Source organism: Sphingomonas sp. R647, from assembly GCF_020177055.1.
GTDB lineage: Bacteria > Pseudomonadota > Alphaproteobacteria > Sphingomonadales > Sphingomonadaceae > Sphingomonas.
Genome location: NZ_JAIQXT010000003.1, coordinates 328,353 through 347,163, shown reverse-complemented (window position 1 = coordinate 347,163; position 18,811 = coordinate 328,353). Strand labels below are relative to the sequence as shown.

Annotated in this window: 18 protein-coding genes; 5 read left to right on the top strand and 13 right to left on the bottom strand. The window is 65.0% G+C overall.

Annotation, left to right across the window (positions count from 1 at the left end):
• Positions 1 to 51: 51 nt before the first annotated feature.
• The 10 genes from K9B35_RS08645 to K9B35_RS08600 all read right to left on the bottom strand — a co-directional run bounded on the left by K9B35_RS08645 (position 52) and on the right by K9B35_RS08600 (position 9,907).
• The gene (locus tag K9B35_RS08645; RefSeq protein WP_224921424.1) at positions 52 to 1,098 is read right to left on the bottom strand and encodes a homocysteine S-methyltransferase family protein; all 1,047 of its coding nucleotides are present in this window, start codon (positions 1,096 to 1,098) and stop codon (positions 52 to 54) included.
• Positions 1,099 to 1,237: 139 nt separating this feature from the next.
• On the bottom strand, positions 1,238 to 2,158 hold the full coding sequence (gene metF / locus K9B35_RS08640; protein ID WP_224921423.1) for a methylenetetrahydrofolate reductase: 921 nt from the start codon (positions 2,156 to 2,158) through the stop codon (positions 1,238 to 1,240).
• Entirely contained in the window at positions 2,155 to 3,129 is a 975-nt protein-coding gene (locus K9B35_RS08635; RefSeq protein WP_224921422.1) for an ArsR/SmtB family transcription factor, read from the bottom strand. The genes metF and K9B35_RS08635 overlap by 4 nt, the downstream gene beginning before the upstream one ends.
• A 206-nt stretch (positions 3,130 to 3,335) precedes the next feature.
• On the bottom strand, positions 3,336 to 4,358 hold the full coding sequence (locus K9B35_RS08630) for a glycosyltransferase family 4 protein (RefSeq protein ID WP_224921696.1): 1,023 nt from the start codon (positions 4,356 to 4,358) through the stop codon (positions 3,336 to 3,338).
• Positions 4,359 to 4,369: 11 nt separating this feature from the next.
• Positions 4,370 to 5,254: a UDP-2,3-diacylglucosamine diphosphatase gene (locus tag K9B35_RS08625; protein WP_224921421.1), complete on the bottom strand. Its 885-nt coding sequence runs from the start codon at positions 5,252 to 5,254 to the stop codon at positions 4,370 to 4,372.
• A gap of 85 nt (positions 5,255 to 5,339) precedes the next feature.
• On the bottom strand, positions 5,340 to 5,954 hold the full coding sequence (locus tag K9B35_RS08620) for a glutathione S-transferase family protein (protein WP_224921420.1): 615 nt from the start codon (positions 5,952 to 5,954) through the stop codon (positions 5,340 to 5,342).
• Positions 5,935 to 7,647, bottom strand: a complete 1,713-nt coding sequence (locus K9B35_RS08615) for a flotillin family protein (protein ID WP_224921419.1) — start codon at positions 7,645 to 7,647, stop codon at positions 5,935 to 5,937. The genes K9B35_RS08620 and K9B35_RS08615 overlap by 20 nt, the downstream gene beginning before the upstream one ends.
• 3 nt (positions 7,648 to 7,650) lie before the next feature.
• Positions 7,651 to 8,247: a YqiJ family protein gene (locus tag K9B35_RS08610; protein ID WP_224921418.1), complete on the bottom strand. Its 597-nt coding sequence runs from the start codon at positions 8,245 to 8,247 to the stop codon at positions 7,651 to 7,653.
• 69 nt (positions 8,248 to 8,316) lie between these two features.
• Entirely contained in the window at positions 8,317 to 8,886 is a 570-nt protein-coding gene (locus K9B35_RS08605) for a hypothetical protein (RefSeq protein ID WP_224921417.1), read from the bottom strand.
• Positions 8,887 to 8,902: 16 nt separating this feature from the next.
• Complete coding sequence (locus K9B35_RS08600) at positions 8,903 to 9,907, bottom strand: NAD(P)H-quinone oxidoreductase (RefSeq protein WP_224921416.1); 1,005 nt, start codon at positions 9,905 to 9,907, stop codon at positions 8,903 to 8,905.
• Positions 9,908 to 10,030: 123 nt separating this feature from the next.
• On the opposite strand from K9B35_RS08600, the gene K9B35_RS08595 reads away from it, so the two are divergent.
• Positions 10,031 to 10,225, top strand: coding sequence for a DUF1192 domain-containing protein (locus K9B35_RS08595; RefSeq protein ID WP_224921415.1), 195 nt, complete (start codon positions 10,031 to 10,033; stop codon positions 10,223 to 10,225).
• Positions 10,226 to 10,360: 135 nt separating this feature from the next.
• Entirely contained in the window at positions 10,361 to 12,676 is a 2,316-nt protein-coding gene (clpA, locus tag K9B35_RS08590; RefSeq protein ID WP_224921414.1) for an ATP-dependent Clp protease ATP-binding subunit ClpA, read from the top strand.
• Between the two features lie 315 nt (positions 12,677 to 12,991).
• Here the strand turns inward: clpA and K9B35_RS08585 are convergent, their stop codons facing one another.
• The gene (locus tag K9B35_RS08585) at positions 12,992 to 13,447 is read right to left on the bottom strand and encodes a hypothetical protein (RefSeq protein ID WP_224921413.1); all 456 of its coding nucleotides are present in this window, start codon (positions 13,445 to 13,447) and stop codon (positions 12,992 to 12,994) included.
• Positions 13,448 to 13,534: 87 nt separating this feature from the next.
• Positions 13,535 to 13,921, bottom strand: a complete 387-nt coding sequence (locus K9B35_RS08580; RefSeq protein ID WP_224921412.1) for a UrcA family protein — start codon at positions 13,919 to 13,921, stop codon at positions 13,535 to 13,537.
• Positions 13,922 to 14,105: 184 nt separating this feature from the next.
• Between K9B35_RS08580 and K9B35_RS08575 the strand changes: the two genes are divergently transcribed.
• From K9B35_RS08575 to K9B35_RS08565, 3 genes are all read left to right on the top strand, one after another.
• Positions 14,106 to 15,794 (top strand): sensor domain-containing diguanylate cyclase, encoded by a 1,689-nt coding sequence (locus K9B35_RS08575; protein WP_224921411.1) that lies wholly within the window; start codon positions 14,106 to 14,108, stop codon positions 15,792 to 15,794.
• Between the two features lie 62 nt (positions 15,795 to 15,856).
• Complete coding sequence (locus tag K9B35_RS08570; protein WP_224921410.1) at positions 15,857 to 16,066, top strand: hypothetical protein; 210 nt, start codon at positions 15,857 to 15,859, stop codon at positions 16,064 to 16,066.
• A gap of 50 nt (positions 16,067 to 16,116) precedes the next feature.
• Positions 16,117 to 17,820, top strand: a complete 1,704-nt coding sequence (locus K9B35_RS08565; protein ID WP_224921409.1) for a long-chain-fatty-acid--CoA ligase — start codon at positions 16,117 to 16,119, stop codon at positions 17,818 to 17,820.
• Here K9B35_RS08565 and K9B35_RS08560 read toward each other — a convergent pair.
• Complete coding sequence (locus K9B35_RS08560) at positions 17,817 to 18,764, bottom strand: DUF2971 domain-containing protein (protein WP_224921408.1); 948 nt, start codon at positions 18,762 to 18,764, stop codon at positions 17,817 to 17,819. The genes K9B35_RS08565 and K9B35_RS08560 overlap by 4 nt on opposite strands.
• Positions 18,765 to 18,811: the final 47 nt, after the last annotated feature.

The window sequence follows — 18,811 nt, the reverse complement described above, 5'->3', positions numbered from 1 at the left end:
CGCAGAGGAGGACAGGACCTCCCCTAGCCCCTCCCGCAAGCGGGAGGGGAATTACGCCGCCATCACAAACGGCTCCAGCCCCGCCAGCCGGGTCTGCACCGGCGGCGTCGGGATCGCGCGCGGGGGCAGGTCCTTCACCGCATCGGCAATCGCCTTGATATGCGCCGGAGTCGATCCGCAGCAACCGCCGAGCACATTGACCTGCGCCTGATCGGCCCATTCCTTGACCAGCCCCGCCGTCGTGTGCGGTGCCTCGTCATAGGCGCCCAGTTCGTTGGGCAGGCCGGCATTGGGATAGACCATGATCAGCGTGTCGCACAGCGCCGACAGCGTCTTGACGTGCGGCCGCAGCTGCTCGGCGCCGAACGAACAATTCAGCCCGATCGTCACCGGCTTGGCGTGGCGGATCGCCGCCCAGAACGCCTCGACCGTATGACCCGACAGGTTGCGGCCCGACAGGTCGGTCAGCGTCATCGACATCATGATCGGCAGGTCGCGGCCAAGATCGTTCGCCGCCTCGATGCACGCCATCACGCCCGCCTTGGCATTCAGCGTATCGAACACCGTCTCGATCAGGATGAAGTCCACCCCGCCCTCGACCAGCGCATCGATCTGTTCGCGATACACGTCCTTCAGCGTATCGAAATCGATCTCGCGATAGCCCGGATCATTGACGTCGGGCGACAGCGACAGCGTCTTGTTGGTCGGGCCGAGCGCGCCGGCGACGAAGCGCGGACGGCCGTCCTTGGCCTCGAACTCGTCGGCGATCTGACGCGCCATCTTCGCGCTTTCGACATTGATCGCGCGCACCAGATGCTCGGCGCCATAATCGGCCTGGCTGATCCGGTTGGCGGAGAAGGTGTTGGTCTCGGCAATATCCGCCCCCGCCTCGAAATAGGCGCGGTGGATGCTCGCCGGCACCTCGGGCTTGGTCAGCGCGAGGATGTCGTTATTGCCCTTCTGGTCGTGCCCCAGATTGAGGTCACCGGCATAATCCGCCTCGGACAGCTTCCAGTTCTGGATCTCGGTCCCGAACGCCCCGTCGGTGATCAGGATGCGCTTGGCGGCTTCAGCCAGCAGTTTCTCGCGTGGTGTCATCTCAAATCCTCGTCACCCCGGCCTTGTGCCGGGGTCCACTGTTCGGCGAGCGCGAAACTCGCCGTTGTCATTCAAACCTCTCCACGCGCGCAAGGTGACGCGGTGGACCCCGGCACAAGGCCGGGGTGACGACAGCCGGTTACGCCGCCACACTCGCCGCCGCGCCACGCGGGCGCACGCCCAGCAGGTGACAGATCGCGTAGCTCAGCTCAGCCCGGTTGAGCGTATAGAAGTGGAACTGCCGCACGCCGCCCGCATAGAGGTTGCGGCACAATTCGGCGGCCAGCGTCGCGGCGACCAGCTGGCGCGCGGCGGGATGGTCGTCCAGCCCGTCGAACAGCCGCGCCATCCAGGCCGGCACATCGGTGCCGCACATCGCCGACATCTTCTGGACCGCGGCAAAGCTCATCACCGGCATGATCCCCGGCACGATCTCCGCATCGATCCCCGCCGTCGCCGCCGCATCGCGGAAGCGCAGAAAGGTATCGGCCTCGAAAAAGAACTGCGTAATCGCGCGGTTCGCACCCGCGTCGATCTTGCGCTTGAGGTTGTCGAGGTCATGCGCCGCATCGGGCGAATCCGGATGGCTTTCGGGATAGGCGGCAACCGAAATCTCGAACGGGTGCAGCTTGCGCAGCCCCCCGACCAGATCGGCAGCATTCTCGTATCCGCCGGGATGCGTCGCATATTTCTCGCCAGCGCGCGGCGGATCGCCGCGCAGCGCGACGATGTGGCGCACGCCCGCCGCCCAATATTCCTCGGCCACCGCGTCGATCTCGGCCTTGGTCGCGTCGACGCAGGTCAGGTGCGCGGCGACCGCGATCGGCGTCTCGCGCGCAATGCGGGCGACGGTGTTGTGCGTCCGCTCGCGCGTCGTCCCGCCGGCGCCATAGGTCACCGACACGAAGCGCGGGTCGAACGGGCTCAGCGTCCCGACCGACTCCCACAGCGTCTTTTCCATCGCCTCGGTCTTGGGCGGAAAGAATTCGAAGCTGACGTCGATGTCGCCTGCAACGTCCGCGAACAGCGGCGGAGAGGACGGATCCCGATCGATACTCATGCTGCCTTCACCTCATTCACTGGCAGTTGTTCACCCGGCTGCCCCGCCTTGCGGCCCAGCCATAATTTCACGGTCAGCGCGCCGCCTTCCAGCGTCTGGGTCTGGACCGGCGCCAGCCCCGCCTTGCTGAACCAACCGAGCATCTGCTCGTCCGAAAAGCCGAGGCGCACATGCCCCTCACGCGTCCGCAATTCCTCACGATCATGCGGCGCGAAATCGACGATCAGCAGGCGACCCGCAGGCGCGAGTACGCGCGCTGCCTCGCCGATCGCGGCCCCCGGCTGCTGCGCGAAGTGGAGGACATGGTGCAGGATCGCGGCATCCGCCTCGCCATCGCTCATCGGCAGCGCGTACAGGTCCGCCTGACGCAACTCGGCATTTCCGATGCCCTGCTCCGACAATTTAGCGCGCGCGAGCCGCAGCATTTCCGACGAGCGGTCGATGCCCAGCGCGCTGTCGGCATGCGGCGCGAACAGCTCGAGCATTCGCCCGGTGCCGGTGCCGATATCGATCAACCGCGCGATCCCCGGGGTGGCCAGCGCTGCGGCCATCGCCGCCTCGACCTGCTCCTCGGCAACGTGTAGCGATCGGATCGCGTCCCACTCACCGGCATGCGCCTCGAACCAGTCCGCCGCCGCCGTGGCGCGATCGGCACGCACCGCCGCCAGCCGCGCGCTGTCGGCGATCGCCCAATGATCCTCACCCTCGCTGCGCCAGGCATCGAGCGCGGCGAGAATCGGGCCGGTGCGCTTGGGATCGCCCAGCGCGACGAACACCCAGCTACCTTCCTTCCGCCGCTCCGCCAGGCCCGCATCGCACAGGATTTTCACATGGCGGCTCACCCGCGGCTGGCTCTGCCCCAGCACCTGCGCCAGTTCGCCCACCGACAGCTCCATCAGCCGCAGCAGCGCCAAAATGCGCAACCGCGTCTGGTCCGCGAGCGCGCGGAAGGATTCGAGGGCTGTGTTCATAGGTATATAGATATAAAGATATCTTTATATCAGGTCAATGCGGGTTGAGGTGCGAACGGCCTTAATCCTCCCCCGCCAGGGGGAGGTGGCATCGCGAAGCGATGACGGAGGGGGAAGAAGCGATGCGCGAGAGGCCCAAGGACGCAGCCGCCCTCCCCCTCCGTCGCCTATGGCGACACCTCCCCCTTGCGGGGGAGGATAAGAAGCTATGCCGCGCGCGCTTCCTCGATAATCGGCACCAGCGCCGCCAGAAACTGCGCCGCGCTCGCCTCCCAGGTGAAGCTGCGCCCGTAGGCGGCACAGTCGGCGCGATCGCGCGTCAACGCGTCAGTAATCGCGACATCCAGATCGTCGGCCATCGCGCCGGTCTCTGGCGTCAGGATGTCGACCGGCCCGGTCACCGGATAGGCCGCGACCGGCGTCCCGCACGCCAGCGCCTCGATCATCACCAACCCGAACGTGTCGGTCTTGCTCGGGAAGACGAACACGTCCGCCGCGCGATAGGCTTGCGCCAGTTCCTCGCCGAACATTGGCCCCATGAACTTCGCATCGGGGTATTTCGCCGTCAGCGCCGCGCGCGCAGGGCCATCGCCGACGACAACTTTGGTCCCCGGGTGCTCTGAAGCCAGGAACGCCTCGAGGTTCTTCTCGACCGCGACCCGCCCGACATAGAGCTGTACCGGTCCCGGCAGCTCCGCCATCGCCGGATGCCGCGCAACGCCGGGATGGAAATTGGCCAGGTCCACGCCCCGCCCCCAATGCCGCACCTGTGGCAGCCCGTGATCGACCAGCGCCTGCCGGATCGACGCAGTCGAGGCGAGGATCGACTGGGCGGGCGCATGGAACCAGCGGATATAGCGCCACACCCACTCGGCCGGCACGCCCGACCGCGCCTCGACATAATCGGGGAACTGGGTGTGGTAGGCGGTGGTGAACGGGAAATCATGCCGCAGGCACCAGCGCCGCGCCGCGACGCATACCGGCCCTTCGGTCGCCAGATGCACCGCGTGCGGCGAGAATTCGTCGAGCAGATCCCCGATCGTCCGGCTGCGCACCATTGCCAGCCGGATCTCCGGATAGGTCGGGCACGGCACCGAATAAAACAGGTCGGGCGAGATCACCGTGACCTTGTGCCCCTGCCCCTCGAGCACCCGCCGCACCGATTGCAGCGTACGCACGACACCGTTCACCTGAGGCTCCCAGGCGTCGGTTACGATTGCGATCCGCATCTCGTCGTCGCTCAAGCCGCTACGCGCTCCTCGACCCGCTCCGGGTCGAGGTCACGCTTAGCGATCTCATCGGCCCAATGGAGAATTTCCATCCGACCATCGTAGTGTTCGACCAGAGCGGTGCAACCCTCCACCCAGTCGCCGTCATTATAATATTCGATGCCGTCGATCGTGCGCATCTCGGCGGTGTGGATATGCCCCGCGATCACGCCGTCGACGCCGCGCGCACCCGCCTCCTTGGCGACGATTTCCTCGAAGCCACAGATGAATTCGACCGCGTTCTTGACCTTCTGCTTGGCGTGCTTGCTCAGCGACCAGTACGGCAGACCGCGCCAGCTGCGGTATTTGTTGCACCAGCGGTTGAGCGCCATCACGGCGGTGTAGGCCGCGTCCCCGACATGCGCGAGCCAGCGGTGGCTCAGCGTGATCGCATCGAACTCGTCGCCATGCAGCACCAGCAGGCGGCGGCCATCGGCGGTCTGGTGGATCGCCTGCCGCTTGATCTCGACCCCGCCGAACGACAGCCCGCTGAACTGGCGGAAAATCTCGTCATGGTTGCCGGGAATATAGATCACCCGCGCCCCGCGCTTGGCGCGCTTGAGCAGGCGCCAGACGATGTCGTTATGCGCCGCGGGCCAGTAGAATTTCTTCTTAAGCTGCCACCCGTCGATAATGTCGCCGACCAGATAGATCGTGTCGCTGTCGACATGGTCCAGAAAGTCGATCAGCATCGCGGCGTTGCAGCCGCGCGTGCCGAGATGGATGTCGCTGATCCAGATCGTGCGATACTGCCGCCGCTCGGTCACGGCCTTTTCCGGAATCGTCGGATCGGCGGCGGTAAAGTCGGCGAAGTCCGCGACATTGGTGTCGAACGGAAGTCGAGTGATCGTGGCCATAGATGCGCCCCGTGCAATGCCCTTGCCCGGCTCGCCTATGGCGCTGGAATGTTACAGCTCGCATGGTGCGCGCGTCACCGAAATGTCACGCAGTAATCGGGATATAGCCGTCCAGCGCCTCGACCCGCGCGATCCACGCGCGCACCGCCGGGAACGGCGCGAGCGCGAACCCGCCCTCCTCGGCGACATGGCTATAGGCATAGAGGCAGATGTCCGCGAGGCTCGGCGCGTCGCCCACGAACCACTCCCGATCGCTTAGATGCTCGTCCATCAGCGTGAGCGCCGCAACGCCCGCCGCGCGCTTGCCCGGCAGCAACGCGCGCTGCAGCTCGTCGAGATTGCCCTCCCCGACCCAACCCATCCAGAACCGCACCGTCGCGATGTTCGGTTCGTGATTATACTGCTCCCAGAACATCCACCGCAGCATGTCCGACCGGTCGAACGCGTCGGCCGGGACCAGCGCGGTGCCGTCGCCTAGATAAAACGTCGCCGCATTGCTCTCGGGCAGGAACCGGTCGCCATCCTGCAACACCGGAATCCGTCCATTGGCGTTGACGCTGGCGAGGAACGCGGGCGTCCGCGTCTCCCCCGCCAGGATGTCATAGCCGCGCCGCTCGATCGCCTTGCCGGTCAGCGCGGCGGTCAGGCGGATCTTGTAGCAATTCCCTGACGGGGCATATTCATGCAGGATCAGCGGCATTCTCGGTCCCCGCCGGCTTCGGCGCCGCGCCAAGCGAGACATTCCCCGCCGCCGCCGCGCCCTTCACCAGCCCGTCGAGCGAGCCGCCGTCAAAGCCCAGTTCCTTCATCAACCCGTCGAGCATCGGCGCCTGCGCACGATAGCGCAACGCGGCGGCGACCGCGGAATCGGCCAAATTGCCGTCTCCGCTCCCGCCACTCGCGGCACCGGCGGCGCCATTGCCGCCGCTGGTCAGCCCGTCGACCTGGACGATCTTAATGCTGTCGATCGCCTCCATCGGCTTGGCTGCCTCGCGGATCACCTCAGGCAGTACCTTGAGCAGCGCAAGCTTGGTCTGGAGCGAAATCTGGTCCGACGACAACAGGTTCGCCGCCTCGTTGATCGCGCGCTGGCCGGCCGCCTCGACCTCGAACCGCACCCGGTCCGCCTCGGCACGCAGCTTGGCCGCTTCGGCCTCACCCTCCGCGACCAGCCGCACGGACTCGGCGCGATCCGCCGCCGCCTGTTTCTCGGCCTCGGCTTCGACCTTGACGCCGATCGCCGCACGTTCAGCCTCACGCGCCGCATCGATCAGTTCGATCCGCTTGGTACGCTCGGCAATCTCCGCCTCGCGTGCGGTCGTGACCTGCTCCTCGGCCACCACGGCAGCCGCACGTGCTTTGTCGGCCTCGGCGCGCGACTGGCTTTCTTCGCGGCTCTTGTTCTGCACCGCGATCTGCTGTTCCTGCCGCGCCAGTTCCAGCGCCTGTTGCTGGGCGATCTGCGCTTCCTTGACCGTGCGGTCGGCCTGGATCTGCGAATTGTCGATCTCGCGCTTCGCCTCGATCCGCGCCTGATCCGCCTCGCGCGTGCGCAGCGCCTGTTCCTGCGCCACTTCCGACGCCTGCGCCGCACGCTTCAGCTCGATCTCGCGCTCCTGCTCCAGCCGCGCGAATTCGGTGTCGCGCCCGATCAGGAAGGACTGGCGCTCGGCCTCCAGATTCTTGGTCTCGATCTGGACGCGCGTATCCTGCTCGATGTCGTTGCGCGCCTTTTTGCGCAGCTCGATCTGCTCGGTCAGCTTGGTCAGACCCTCGGCATCGAACGCGTTATTGGCGTTGAAATGCTCGATGCTCGTCTGATCCAGCCCGGTCAGCGACACGCTCTCCAGCTCCAGCCCGTTCATAGCCAGATCGGCGGACGAGACCTGCTGCACCTTCTGCACGAACTCGGCGCGCTGCTCGTGCAGTTGGTTCATCGTCATCCCCGCCGCGACCGAGCGCAGCGCATCGACGAACTTGCCCTCGACCAGCTCTTTCAGCGCATCGGGGTTCATCGTGCGCATGCCGAGCGTCTGTGCGGCGGTCGCGATCGACTGGGCATCGGGCTTCACGCGGACATAGAATTCGGCCTTCACATCGATCCGCAACCGGTCGAGCGTGATCAGCGCATCGGCATTCTTGCGCTCGACCGCGAGCCGCACGGTGTTCATGTTGACCGGCATCGTCTCATGGAACACCGGCAGCACCAGCGCGCCGCCATTGATGACGACCTTTTCACCGCCAAAGCCGGTGCGGACAAAGCCGACCTCCTTCGACGCGCGCTTGTACATCCGCGCGATGACCAGCCCTATCACCAGCAGCGTCAGCAGCCCGCCGCCCGCATAGATCAGATAGGGCAGGATCGATCCCCCCGTCGTGGCCACTTCCTGCATGTCCTAAATCCCCAGTCTTGGCAGATGATGATCGCCAACCGCGATCGCACGAAAGACATCGCCCTCGCGCCGCACCAGCAGCACGCGCTCGCCTTCCTCGAAAACCTGTCCCGCATTGTCGGGCTCAACCATCAGATAATGCGCCTGGCCGTGCCAGTCCTCGACCCGCGCGCGCGCCGGCGATCCGGTGGTCGCGCGCCCGGTAAGGATGGTCGCGCCGCTGCCCACCAGCGTCTCGATATCGATCGCGGTCGTGTGATCCTGCGGCAGGATCGGCGCGATCAGCCGCGCCGACAGCGCGGTCGCGGGCAGCGCCAGCGCCCCGGCGCCCGGCACCGCGATCCAGCCGGGAACGAGAATGCCGAAGATGTCGCGCGCCAACTGCTGCCCGATCAGCCCGATCAGCCCAAAGCTCGCCAGCAACAGCACGATGACGACCAGCAGCGGCACCCGCCCGAATCCCAGCCAGTCGAGCCAGTCCGGCGCGTCGAAATCGGCGTCCCCGGCCAGCCCCACCGCCTGCACGATTCCGAGCAGCAGCATCAGGACAAGCGCCGAAACGAAGACGATATTCTCCGGCGCTGACAGAAAGGCGAACACGTTGATTTCCCCCGATTCGCCGCTCAGTCTAGGGGTTGGGCACGCCCCCCGCCAGCGAATCCGGACAGATCAGAGCCAGCCTTCCTCCGCCCGGCGCCGCAGCACGCCGCGCCAATAGAGCCAGCCCCACAAGGCGACACCGGCGACGAACAGCCAGCCCCACAGATGCCGCCAGAACGGATAGACGAACCCCTCGGCCGGGTCGCGGCCCAGTTCCTTGCGCAGCAGCGCCTTGCCGGTCTCGCTCAGCGGCGCCATCACCGTTTCGCGCGGCGTCTCGGTGTACAGCACTGGCCCCAGCTCGGTGAAATAGGCAAAGGGCATCCCCAGGAACGTCCATTCGCGCACGCCATGCCCCAGCGCCGGCCAGATCTGGCTGTCCTGATAGGTCGGGGCGAACTGCGTCTGCCCGGCGGTCGCGCTCAGCATCAGCTGGGCGACCTTGCCATGTTCGACCGGGACATGGACCCCGCCATGAAACACCCATCCGGGCAGCTGGCTCAGGCCCGGCACGTCCTTTGGAATATCGGCGACATGCGCGACCATCCGCCGCTGATCGCTCAACACCCAGCCGCGGTCGGAAAACAACAGGATCCCCAACAACGCAAAGACCAGCACCACCCCCACGAAATCGCGCATCTTTCCCCCCGCTGCGTCAGTCCCCAATGGTCAGGACGATCTTCCCCATATGCGCGCCACTTTCCATCCGGCGATGCGCCTCTGCCGCCTGTGCCAGCGGATAGGTGCGGTCGATCACCGGGCGCAGCTGCCCGTCGGCGACATAAGGCCACACCGCACGCGACAGCTCATCGGCAACCAACGTCTTGAACGCCGTATCCCGCGCACGCAGCGTCGATCCGGTCAGCGTCAAGCGGCGGCGCATGATCTCGAACACCGGCACCGTCGCCATCGCCCCGCCCTGCACCGCGATCGACACATGCCGCCCGTCATCGGCCATGCACTTCATGTTGCGCGCGACATACTCGCCGCCGACCATGTCGAGCACGACATTGGCCCCGCGCCCCTCGGTCAGATCCTTGACCCGCGCCACGAAATCCTCGGTCTTGTAGTTGATCGCATGGGTAGCACCATGCGCCAGACAGGCGGCGACCTTCTCGTCGCTGCCCGCCGTCACGATCACCGTCACCCCGAACAGATTGCACAGGCTGATCGCCATCGTGCCGATCCCGCTGGTGCCGCCATGGACCAGTGCGACATCGCCCTCGCTGGCATAGCCGCGCTCGAACAAATTGGTCCACACGGTGAACAACGTCTCGGGGATCGCCGCCGCCTCGACCATCGACAGCCCATCGGGCACCGACAGGCACTGGCCGAGCGGCGCGACCGCATATTCGGCATAGCCACCGCCCGCGACCAGCGCGCACATCGGCTGCCCGATCATCTCGGGCGGCAGGTCCGCGCCGACCGCGACCACCTCACCCGCGACCTCCAGTCCCAGGATGCTCGTCACGCCCGGCGGTGGCGGATAACCGCCCATGCGCTGGAGCACATCGGGCCGATTGACCCCGGCGGCGGCGACGCGGATCAGCACCTCATCCGCACGCGGCACCGGCACCGGTCGCTCGACCGGGACCAGCACCTCAGGACCACCCGGCTGGTCAGGGTCGATCGCCATCATCCGGTCGGGCAGGCTGGTCATGCATATCCCCCAAGAACTGCGCCTGAATCGGGGCCGTATCCAATGACGTCAAGGCCGCAGTTGCGCAAAATGGCAGCGACCACCCGCTTGACACGGCCGCACCCGCGTCCGACCTTGGCCTGCATGGACTCGGACGATCTTCCCCGCCGAACCGACGACCCCGCCGCTCAGCTCGCGCGCCAGGATCTCGATCCCTTTTCGGTGGCGGAGCTGGAGGCGCGGATCGCGCTGCTTGAAAACGAAATCGTGCGCTGTCGTAGAATCATTGAACGCGCCGTTAACCATCGCGCAAGCGCGGATGCCTTATTCAAGCGATGAGTGGAGCACCGAACCCCGGGCGTCACGCTATAAGAGTCTTGGGGACAGGTGTGGCGCTTGATGCACGGTGCAACGCTCCCGACATAGGGAATGCACGGGCCGCGTATCCCTTTGGCCCGACTGGAGTTGACCTGAATGCCTAGTTTCGCCTCAGCACTCGAATCGACCCTCCATCGCGCGCTCGAAGCAGCCAGCTCGCGTCGCCACGAATATGCGACGCTTGAGCATCTGCTGCTGGCGTTGGTGGACGACGAACATGCCTCCAAGGTGATGGGCGCGTGCGGCGTGGACCTGGGCGAGCTGAAAACCACGGTCGCGCATTATCTGGATACCGAGCTTCAGGCGCTGCGCGTCGACCAGGCCACCGACCCCTCGCCGACCAGCGGCTTCCAGCGCGTCGTCCAGCGCGCGATCCTGCACGTCCAGTCTTCGGGCCGCGACGAAGTGACCGGCGCCAACGTCCTCGTCGCGCTGTTCAGCGAGCGCGAGAGCTACGCCGTCTACTTCCTGCAGCAGCAGGATATGAGCCGTCTCGATGCGGTCAGCTATATCAGCCACGGCGTCGGCAAGGGCTCGACCCCGGTCGAATCCGCCCCGCCCAAGGGTGCAGAGGAAGACAAGACCCAGAAGAGCGACGGCAAGAAGGGCGAGAGCGCGCTCAAGCAGTTCACCGTCAACCTCAATGAAAAGGCCAAGACCGGCAAGATCGATCCGCTGATCGGCCGCGGCCCAGAGGTCGATCGTACCGTCCAGATCCTGTGCCGCCGCAGCAAGAATAACCCGCTCTATGTCGGCGATCCCGGCGTCGGCAAGACCGCGATCGCGGAGGGCCTGGCGCGCAAGATCATCGAGGGCGACGTGCCCGAAGTGCTCAAGGAAGCGGTGATCTACTCGCTCGACATGGGCGCGCTGCTCGCCGGCACCCGCTATCGCGGCGATTTCGAGGAGCGGCTGAAACAGGTCGTCAACGAGCTTGAAAAGCTGCCCCATGCGGTGCTGTTCATCGACGAAATCCACACCGTGATCGGCGCGGGCGCCACCAGCGGCGGCGCAATGGACGCGTCCAACCTGCTCAAGCCGGCGCTGTCGGGCGGCTCGATCCGCTGCATCGGTTCGACCACCTACAAGGAATTCCGCAATCACTTCGAAAAGGACCGCGCCCTGCTGCGCCGGTTCCAGAAGATCGACGTGAACGAGCCGACGATCGAGGATACGATCAAGATCCTCGCCGGCCTGCGCTCGGCGTTCGAGGATCATCACAACGTCAAATACACCCCCGACGCGATCAAGTCGGCGGTGGAGCTGAGCTCGCGTTACATCAACGACCGCAAGCTGCCCGACAAGGCGATCGACGTGATCGACGAGGTCGGGGCGATGCAGATGCTGGTGCCGCCGTCCAAGCGCAAGAAGACGATCACGCCGAAGGAGATCGAGCTGGTCATCGCGACCATGGCACGCATCCCGGCCAAGACGGTGTCGAGCGACGACACCCGCGTGCTCGCCAACATCGAAACCGACCTCAAGCGCGTCGTGTTCGGGCAGGACAAGGCGATCGAAGTGCTGTCGAGCGCGATCAAGCTGAGCCGTGCCGGTCTTCGCGATCCGGAAAAGCCGATCGGCAACTACCTGTTCAGCGGCCCGACCGGCGTCGGCAAGACCGAAGTGACCAAGCAGCTTGCCGAACTGCTCGGCATCCCGCTGCAGCGCTTCGACATGTCGGAATATATGGAACGCCACAGCGTCAGCCGCCTGATCGGCGCGCCTCCGGGCTATGTCGGCTATGATCAGGGCGGCCTGCTCACCGATGCGATCGATCAGAACCCGCATTGCGTGCTGCTGCTCGACGAGGTGGAAAAGGCGCATCCGGACCTGTTCAACATCCTGTTGCAGGTGATGGATAATGGCCGCCTGACCGACCACCACGGCAAGACGGTCGATTTCCGCAACGTCATCCTGATCATGACGACGAACGCGGGCGCGTCAGACATGGCACGCGAGAGCATCGGCTTTGGCGACATCAGCCGCGACGACGTTCAGGAAGACGCGGTGAAGAAGCTCTTCACCCCCGAATTCCGCAACCGTCTCGATGCGATCGTGCCGTTCGATTATCTCCCGACCAAGGTGGTCGAGCGCGTGGTGGAGAAGTTCATCCTCCAGCTCGAACTCCAGCTCGCCGACCGCAACGTCCATATCAGCCTGGACGACGAGGCCAAGGCGTGGCTCACCGAGCGCGGCTATGACAAACTCTACGGCGCGCGCCCGATGGGCCGCCTGATCCAGGAAAAGATCAAGCAGCCGCTGGCCGAGGAACTGCTGTTCGGCAAACTCGTCCATGGCGGCGAGGTCGAGGTAAAGCTGAAGGACAACGCCCTGACCTTCGCCATCACTCCCGCGGCACCGAAGCGCGCGAAAAAGGGCGGCAAGAAGTCCGAGGCCGAAAAGGCGAAGTAACGCGCCTTACCGTCGAAAACCAGGAAGCCGCCCCGGTGAAAGCCGGGGCGGTTTTCGTTTGGGATAGCGAACGCCTCCCCACGTCGTCCGGGCTTGACCCGGGACCGGGCTGCCTTGGGCCGAAAGAAGCCTAGCCCCGGCTCAAGGCCGGCGCGACCATATGTTGGCACTGTCGGGCAAAGCCCCCACCGTGATGCTGAACTCGTTTCAGCATCCACCGCGCAACAGGCGACGGAGCCGCTGGCGCAGGCATGGTTCCTGAAACGAGTTCAGGATGACGGGAGGGGCTGAACCCGGGTCGGAAGCCGACGTTCGCTATGCAGTCACATCAGAAAGCGAACATGATTTACGCGCGTCCTTGATCCGCAAATCGCATATAACTCGGACCTGTTGAGGATGCGCCGCGCCCACCCACTCAACACCGCCGACGACCGGATTTCCCTTGCCATTCGCCAGACGGATTTGAAGGCTTTGCCGCCGGGCCCTCGTCGATCCCAGTTCATTGCGTGCTGCCTTGCTGACGCAGAGCGATCCAACCGTTTTGCAGGCCGAAATGCGCCGCTCAGCGCCAAGGACGCCTTCAAGGAAGGGGTCGCTACCGTTCTCTCCATAGATGATCATCAGAGAGGGCGCATTCTGGTCATTGTCTGCGGTCCGCACATCCACGACCACATCCGGCATTACCGGACGCCAGCTTCGTGCGGCCGCAAGCGCGGTCCCGCCCATTAACAACGCGAATATCGGCAAGCCAAAGGCAATCGTGCGTCTCATGATGCATCTCCACAAGGCCTTTGCACCATATTGCAAAGCCGAGTGTCCGCAATGGGGTCCCTCGCGGCACGTCCGCTCAGCGACCCCTCACCGCACCACCACCACCGTAACGCCCCCCGGCGGCGGCGGCGCATACCACCCCGCCGGCCGCGAACACCGCTCCCGGCACGCCCGCAACTGCGCCGCGCGCTCGTCCGCCAGCCGGCGCCAGGCTCGCGCCTTGCGAATCATCCGGTCCACCTGCCACTCGGTGCTTTCCCACGCCCCCTCGGCGCACGCGCGGTCGCTCCCGCACATCCGCTTCACCGCATGGTCGATCCGCGCCGCAAGAATATCGATCCCCGCCTCGGTCGACAGGTCCAGCCCCGCCGCAGGAACCGCGATCTGGCGCGTCTCGTACCGCTCGCCCGCCATCGCGGGGCCGGTCAGGACCATCGCCGCCGCCAGCGCGGCCATCAGGTGCATCGGTGTCATCATATCCCTCGTTGCGCGCAACTATAGCGCAATGCGCGCCAGTCGTTAACCAGCGGAGCGCATGCCCAGTCCCGCCATCGGACAGGCATCGCACGAACTTGAGCCGCATTTCGCGTGCCGCATCCGCGCCGACGGAGGCCTAAAATTAACCGCTTCTTCGCGTTCGCCCGTTTAGTTCAGTGATATGACAAGGGGGATCATCACACTGCTGGGGCTCGCGGTCGCGTTGGCGGCGATGCTTGTCTTTCCGGTCGAGGCGCGCCCGCCCGGCTGGAGTGCCGGCACCGCCGGTCGTCCGCTATCCACCTGCATCCGCCGCGCCGCGCCGGGCGACGATGCCCGCGCCATCGCGCGCGATCTCACCGGGTTCGATTGCACCACCCCGCAGCAACAGTTCGGCAGCGGCAATTTCTGGGTCATCTCCGAACCCGTCGGCGAACGCTCGCGCTCGCGCCGCCCGCTCAACGCGCGCATGCTCAGCCTGTGGCAAGGTCAGGTCACGCTTCACGTCCTTTACACCGACGGGCGCATCGAAACGATGTCCGACGACGCCGTCGGCCTGACCAAGCGGATCCAGCTCGGCGCAATCGTTGAATACACCATCCCCCGCCTGCGCGCGCCGGTCGACCGGCTGCTGTGGAAGGTCGAGGGGTCGAGCAACCTCTACGCAGTGGTCCGCAACCCGCGCGTCGCGACCGACGCGGAAAGCAACCGCGCCAATCTGTTCATGACGGCGCTCTATTCCGCATTCGGCGGGCTGTGCATCGCGCTGCTGACCTATAATCTCGCGCTATGGACCACGCTGCGCTACCGGTTCCAGCTGGCCTATGCGGCGATGGTCACCGCGTTGATGGCCTATGCCTTCACCTCCTCGGGTGCGCTCGCATGGGCGATGCCGGACATTTCCAACATCGTTCGCCTGCGGCTAAATTACATGCTGCTTATGCTGACCGCCGCATCGGCGATCTGGTTCGCGCGCACCTTTTTCGAAGAGCATGTATTCGGCCCGCGCATGCGCATGCTGATCCGCATCAGCATCGGCACGCTCATTGCCGCCGGCATCGGCTTCGCCCTGTTCGCGCCGCTCGCGCCAAATCTGGCGCATACCATGTACAACTGGGTGTTCGTCAGCATGTTGCTGCCGATCGTCGCGATCGTCGTGTCGGCGTGGCGACATCGCTCCAATTTCCTGTGGCTGTTCGGCATCGCCTGGGCTGCGCCGATCGCCTCGGGCTCGCTTCGCGTGCTCTCCAGCCTCGGCTTGCTGCCGTGGAGCTTCTGGCTCGACAATTCGACATTGCTGGCGATGGCGGCAGAGGCGTTGCTGTCGTCGATCGCCATCACCTACCGCATCCGCCTGCTCAGCCGCGAGCGCGACGCGGCGCTCGCCGCCGAAACGGTCGCGCGTCGCCTCGCCGATCTCGATCCGCTCACCGGCCTGCTCAACCGCCGCGCCTTCCTCGGCCATGCGATCGGGCGCAGCGGGCCACAGACGCTGCTGATCCTCGACCTCGACCGCTTCAAGCAGGTCAACGACACGATCGGCCATGACGGCGGCGACGAAGTGCTGCGCACCGTCGCCCGCACATTGCGCACGCTTGCCCCCGAAACCGGCCTGATCGCGCGCATTGGCGGCGAGGAGTTCGCCTTGCTCTGCCATGCCGACCAGCCGGTCGATCCCGACACCCTGCTTGCCCGGCTGCGCGCAACGCGCATGCCCTATGACCTGCGCGTCACGGCCAGCATCGGCAGCGCGCACGGCCCGATCGCCAATGAACGCGAGTGGAAAGCACTCTACCGCGCCGCCGATCAGGCGCTGTTCGACGCGAAGTCCGCCGGCCGCGACCGCGCCAAGACCGCGCTGGCCGCCTGACCGCAAATTCAGATGTCGTTCATTTGCGATTTGGTTTACAGCCGCTCCATCGGGAGGGCATGATGGACCAGTTGAACAAGCGCAGGATCATTCTGGCCGCCGGCGCCGCCGCGCTGCTGATGACCGCCGCGACGGTCCATCCGACTGCCGAGTTCGAGATCCTGACCCACGAACTTACCGACAAGACCCCGCGCAAATTCCAGGCCGCGGTCGACACCGGCGTGCTCGCCGTCTCCGTGATCTACACCTGGACCGAACGCTCGCTCCGCTGACCCACATGGCCCGACTTGCGTTTCGCCGGACCTTGCTTACACTCGTGTAAATGAACGATCCCGAGCACGCCTGGCGCACTAGCTATCGTCATCCCGGTCCATGGGACCAGATTCTGCCCCCGCTTTCCATGGTCGATGCGTTCGAGGAATCGGCGCGGCGCAAGGGCGATGCCCCGCTGCTCGACTTTCTTGGCCGCCACTACAGCTTCGCCGAAACGCTCGACGGCGCCAATCGCGTCGCCTGCGGCCTGAAGGCACTGGGCTATGGCCCGGGCGACCGCATCGGCCTGTTCCTGCCCAACGTCCCCCACTATGTCGCGGCCTATTACGGCATCCTCAAGCTCGGCGCGACGGTGGTCAATTTCTCGCCGCTCTACAGCGTCGATGAACTCGCCGCGCAGGTCGCCGACAGCGGTACGCGCCTGCTGTTCACGCTCAGCGCCACCGCCCTGCTCCCAACCGCCCTCAAGGTGCTGGACAAGAGCGGTCTCGAACGCCTGATTGTCGGATCGGTCGCCGGCGCGCTGCCCACCACCAAGTCGATCCTCTACCGCCTGTTCAAGGGCAAGGAGGTCGCGGCCAAACCCAACGACCCGCGCGTCACCGCCTTCTCACAACTCATCGCCAATGACGGCGCGTGCGTCGCGGCACCGATCGATCCCGACACCCAGCTCGCGCTGATCCAGTATACCGGCGGCACCACCGGCGTGCCCAAGGGCGCGATGCTGACCCACCAGAACCTCTCCGCCAATGCCCGGCAGGTGGCAAAGCTCGACCCCGATCTTGGCTCCAGCTTCGACCGCGTGCTCGGCGTGCTCCCCTTCTTCCACGTCTTCGCCAACACCTGCGTCCTCAACCGCACCATCCTGACCGGTGGCGAGATCGTGATGCTCCCGCGCTTCGACGCGGCCCAGGCGCTGGCGGCGATCAACCGCACCAAACCGACCGCCCTCCCCGGCGTGCCGACGATGTTCCAGGCGCTGATCGACCACCCGCACTCGAAATCGACCGACTGGTCGAGCCTCAAATACTGCATCTCCGGCGGCGCGCCCCTGCCCGCCGAGCTCAAGAAGCGGTTCGAGGCCGAGACCGGCGCGACGCTGATCGAAGGCTATGGCCTATCCGAAAGCTCGGGCGTCGTCTCCGCCAACCCCTATCGCGGCGAGGGCAAGTCCTGCACCATCGGCCAGCCGATCGTCGCCACCCGCGTGCGGCTGGTCGACAAGGAAGACCCTTCACACGACGCGCCGCAGGGCGAACCGGGCGAGATCGTCTTGGCCGGCCCACAGATCATGGCCGGATATTGGGACCGCCCGGAAACCGACGACACCACCTTCTGCCACGACGCCGCCGGCACCCGCTGGCTGCGCACCGGCGATGTCGGCCAGATCGACGCAGACGGCTTCATCCGCATCGTCGATCGCCTCAAGGACATGATCTCGGTCGGCGGGTTCAAGGTCTTCCCGAAACACGTCGAGGACGTCCTCTACCGCCACCCCGCGATCAAGGAAGTGCTGGTCGTCGGCATGCCCGACCCCCGCATGGGCGAAGTCCCCCGCGCCTATGTCGCGCTGAACGAGGATGCCGATCCGGTGACCGGCGACGACCTGCGCACCTGGCTCAACCCGCAAGTCGGCAAGCACGAGCGCGTCGACGCGGTGGTGGTGCGCGAGAAACTGCCCAAAACGATGATCGGCAAGCTGAGCCGTAAGGATTTGCTGCTAGAAATCGCGGCGGAGGCGGCGGGGGCTTAGTCGCGTAACGGAATGTTCGATACGAACAATCGTCTCTGTGGATCATCGATACCTGCACCCACTAACAGGTTATGTAGCGAATGATAAACAGGTAGAGGATGCGCCGTAGGCCCGATTATCAGGCGATTGACTAGCGCCTTCGGGTCAATCCCGTGCACGCCCTTTTCCGCATTATCTTCAAGGGCAATCTTGACGACCTCTTGCGGAACGCCGTTGATAATCTCGTTGTCTTTCCGTAGCCAGCTCGATGTGCCGTCGAGTATAGGTGAATGGAAAATTCGCCACTCTCGCTCTTCACTAAATCCGGGATGCTTAGTGCAGAGTGCGAACACTCGAAATGCGTACTTAAGCAAGAACAGGAGAGTGTCAGGTGGAGCAGCACATAACCGGGCCTCATTAGCAATGAGCTTCGCCGTCCAATCACTAAACCACGAGGCAAATTCGGGTACACCAAGATAGCGGACGGGTGCCGAATACACTTTCAATTCGTCTGTTTCAGCGGTGAAGATCGTTGGATTCAATACCAGCGCCACGCCGCACCTACCACCATAGGCACGCCACATCGAAAGGCGGCCAAACTCGTCCTCCGAATCATCGTGCTCCGAAAGCGACATCATAAAGGTGGCGACGCGCAACCCCTCCGTATCGGCGTCGAACGAGCGCTCCAACTCGAACCGAAGGTCTGGAAGCGCGCGGTCGAGCCAAGCCTTGAACCGCTCACCGCCCTCTGACCTCCAGCCAGCATACAAGCATTCGAGACCATGCTGGATTTCCGAGAAATCATTCATCAGCAGCGCATTTCGCAGCCAAACTTCTCGGCCAGAAATGATCCGAGCGGCTGCCTCAGCGCTGGTATAGTGAACCACTCGGCCTCCAGCTAACAATCGCTGGTGAGCCTGTTGCATGTCCTCAAAGAATAGCGCGGCGATCTCTTCATTCGTCATTACCCGAGGAGAGCGTCAAATCGTGCAAAACTCAACGATCTTTCTCG

Bases quoted from the DNA above. Each gene is read 5' to 3' on its own strand.
- K9B35_RS08645 (WP_224921424.1), bottom strand. From the start codon at position 1,098: ATGACACCACGCGAGAAACTGCTGGCTGAAGCCGCCAAGCGCATCCTG.
- metF (WP_224921423.1), bottom strand. From the start codon at position 2,158: ATGAGTATCGATCGGGATCCGTCCTCTCCGCCGCTGTTCGCGGACGTT.
- K9B35_RS08635 (WP_224921422.1), bottom strand. From the start codon at position 3,129: ATGAACACAGCCCTCGAATCCTTCCGCGCGCTCGCGGACCAGACGCGG.
- K9B35_RS08630 (WP_224921696.1), bottom strand. From the start codon at position 4,358: ATGCGGATCGCAATCGTAACCGACGCCTGGGAGCCTCAGGTGAACGGT.
- K9B35_RS08625 (WP_224921421.1), bottom strand. From the start codon at position 5,254: ATGGCCACGATCACTCGACTTCCGTTCGACACCAATGTCGCGGACTTC.
- K9B35_RS08620 (WP_224921420.1), bottom strand. From the start codon at position 5,954: ATGCCGCTGATCCTGCATGAATATGCCCCGTCAGGGAATTGCTACAAG.
- K9B35_RS08615 (WP_224921419.1), bottom strand. From the start codon at position 7,647: ATGCAGGAAGTGGCCACGACGGGGGGATCGATCCTGCCCTATCTGATC.
- K9B35_RS08605 (WP_224921417.1), bottom strand. From the start codon at position 8,886: ATGCGCGATTTCGTGGGGGTGGTGCTGGTCTTTGCGTTGTTGGGGATC.
- K9B35_RS08600 (WP_224921416.1), bottom strand. From the start codon at position 9,907: ATGACCAGCCTGCCCGACCGGATGATGGCGATCGACCCTGACCAGCCG.
- K9B35_RS08595 (WP_224921415.1), top strand. From the start codon at position 10,031: ATGGACTCGGACGATCTTCCCCGCCGAACCGACGACCCCGCCGCTCAG.
- clpA (WP_224921414.1), top strand. From the start codon at position 10,361: ATGCCTAGTTTCGCCTCAGCACTCGAATCGACCCTCCATCGCGCGCTC.
- K9B35_RS08585 (WP_224921413.1), bottom strand. From the start codon at position 13,447: ATGAGACGCACGATTGCCTTTGGCTTGCCGATATTCGCGTTGTTAATG.
- K9B35_RS08580 (WP_224921412.1), bottom strand. From the start codon at position 13,921: ATGACACCGATGCACCTGATGGCCGCGCTGGCGGCGGCGATGGTCCTG.
- K9B35_RS08575 (WP_224921411.1), top strand. From the start codon at position 14,106: ATGACAAGGGGGATCATCACACTGCTGGGGCTCGCGGTCGCGTTGGCG.
- K9B35_RS08570 (WP_224921410.1), top strand. From the start codon at position 15,857: ATGGACCAGTTGAACAAGCGCAGGATCATTCTGGCCGCCGGCGCCGCC.
- K9B35_RS08565 (WP_224921409.1), top strand. From the start codon at position 16,117: ATGAACGATCCCGAGCACGCCTGGCGCACTAGCTATCGTCATCCCGGT.
- K9B35_RS08560 (WP_224921408.1), bottom strand. From the start codon at position 18,764: ATGACGAATGAAGAGATCGCCGCGCTATTCTTTGAGGACATGCAACAG.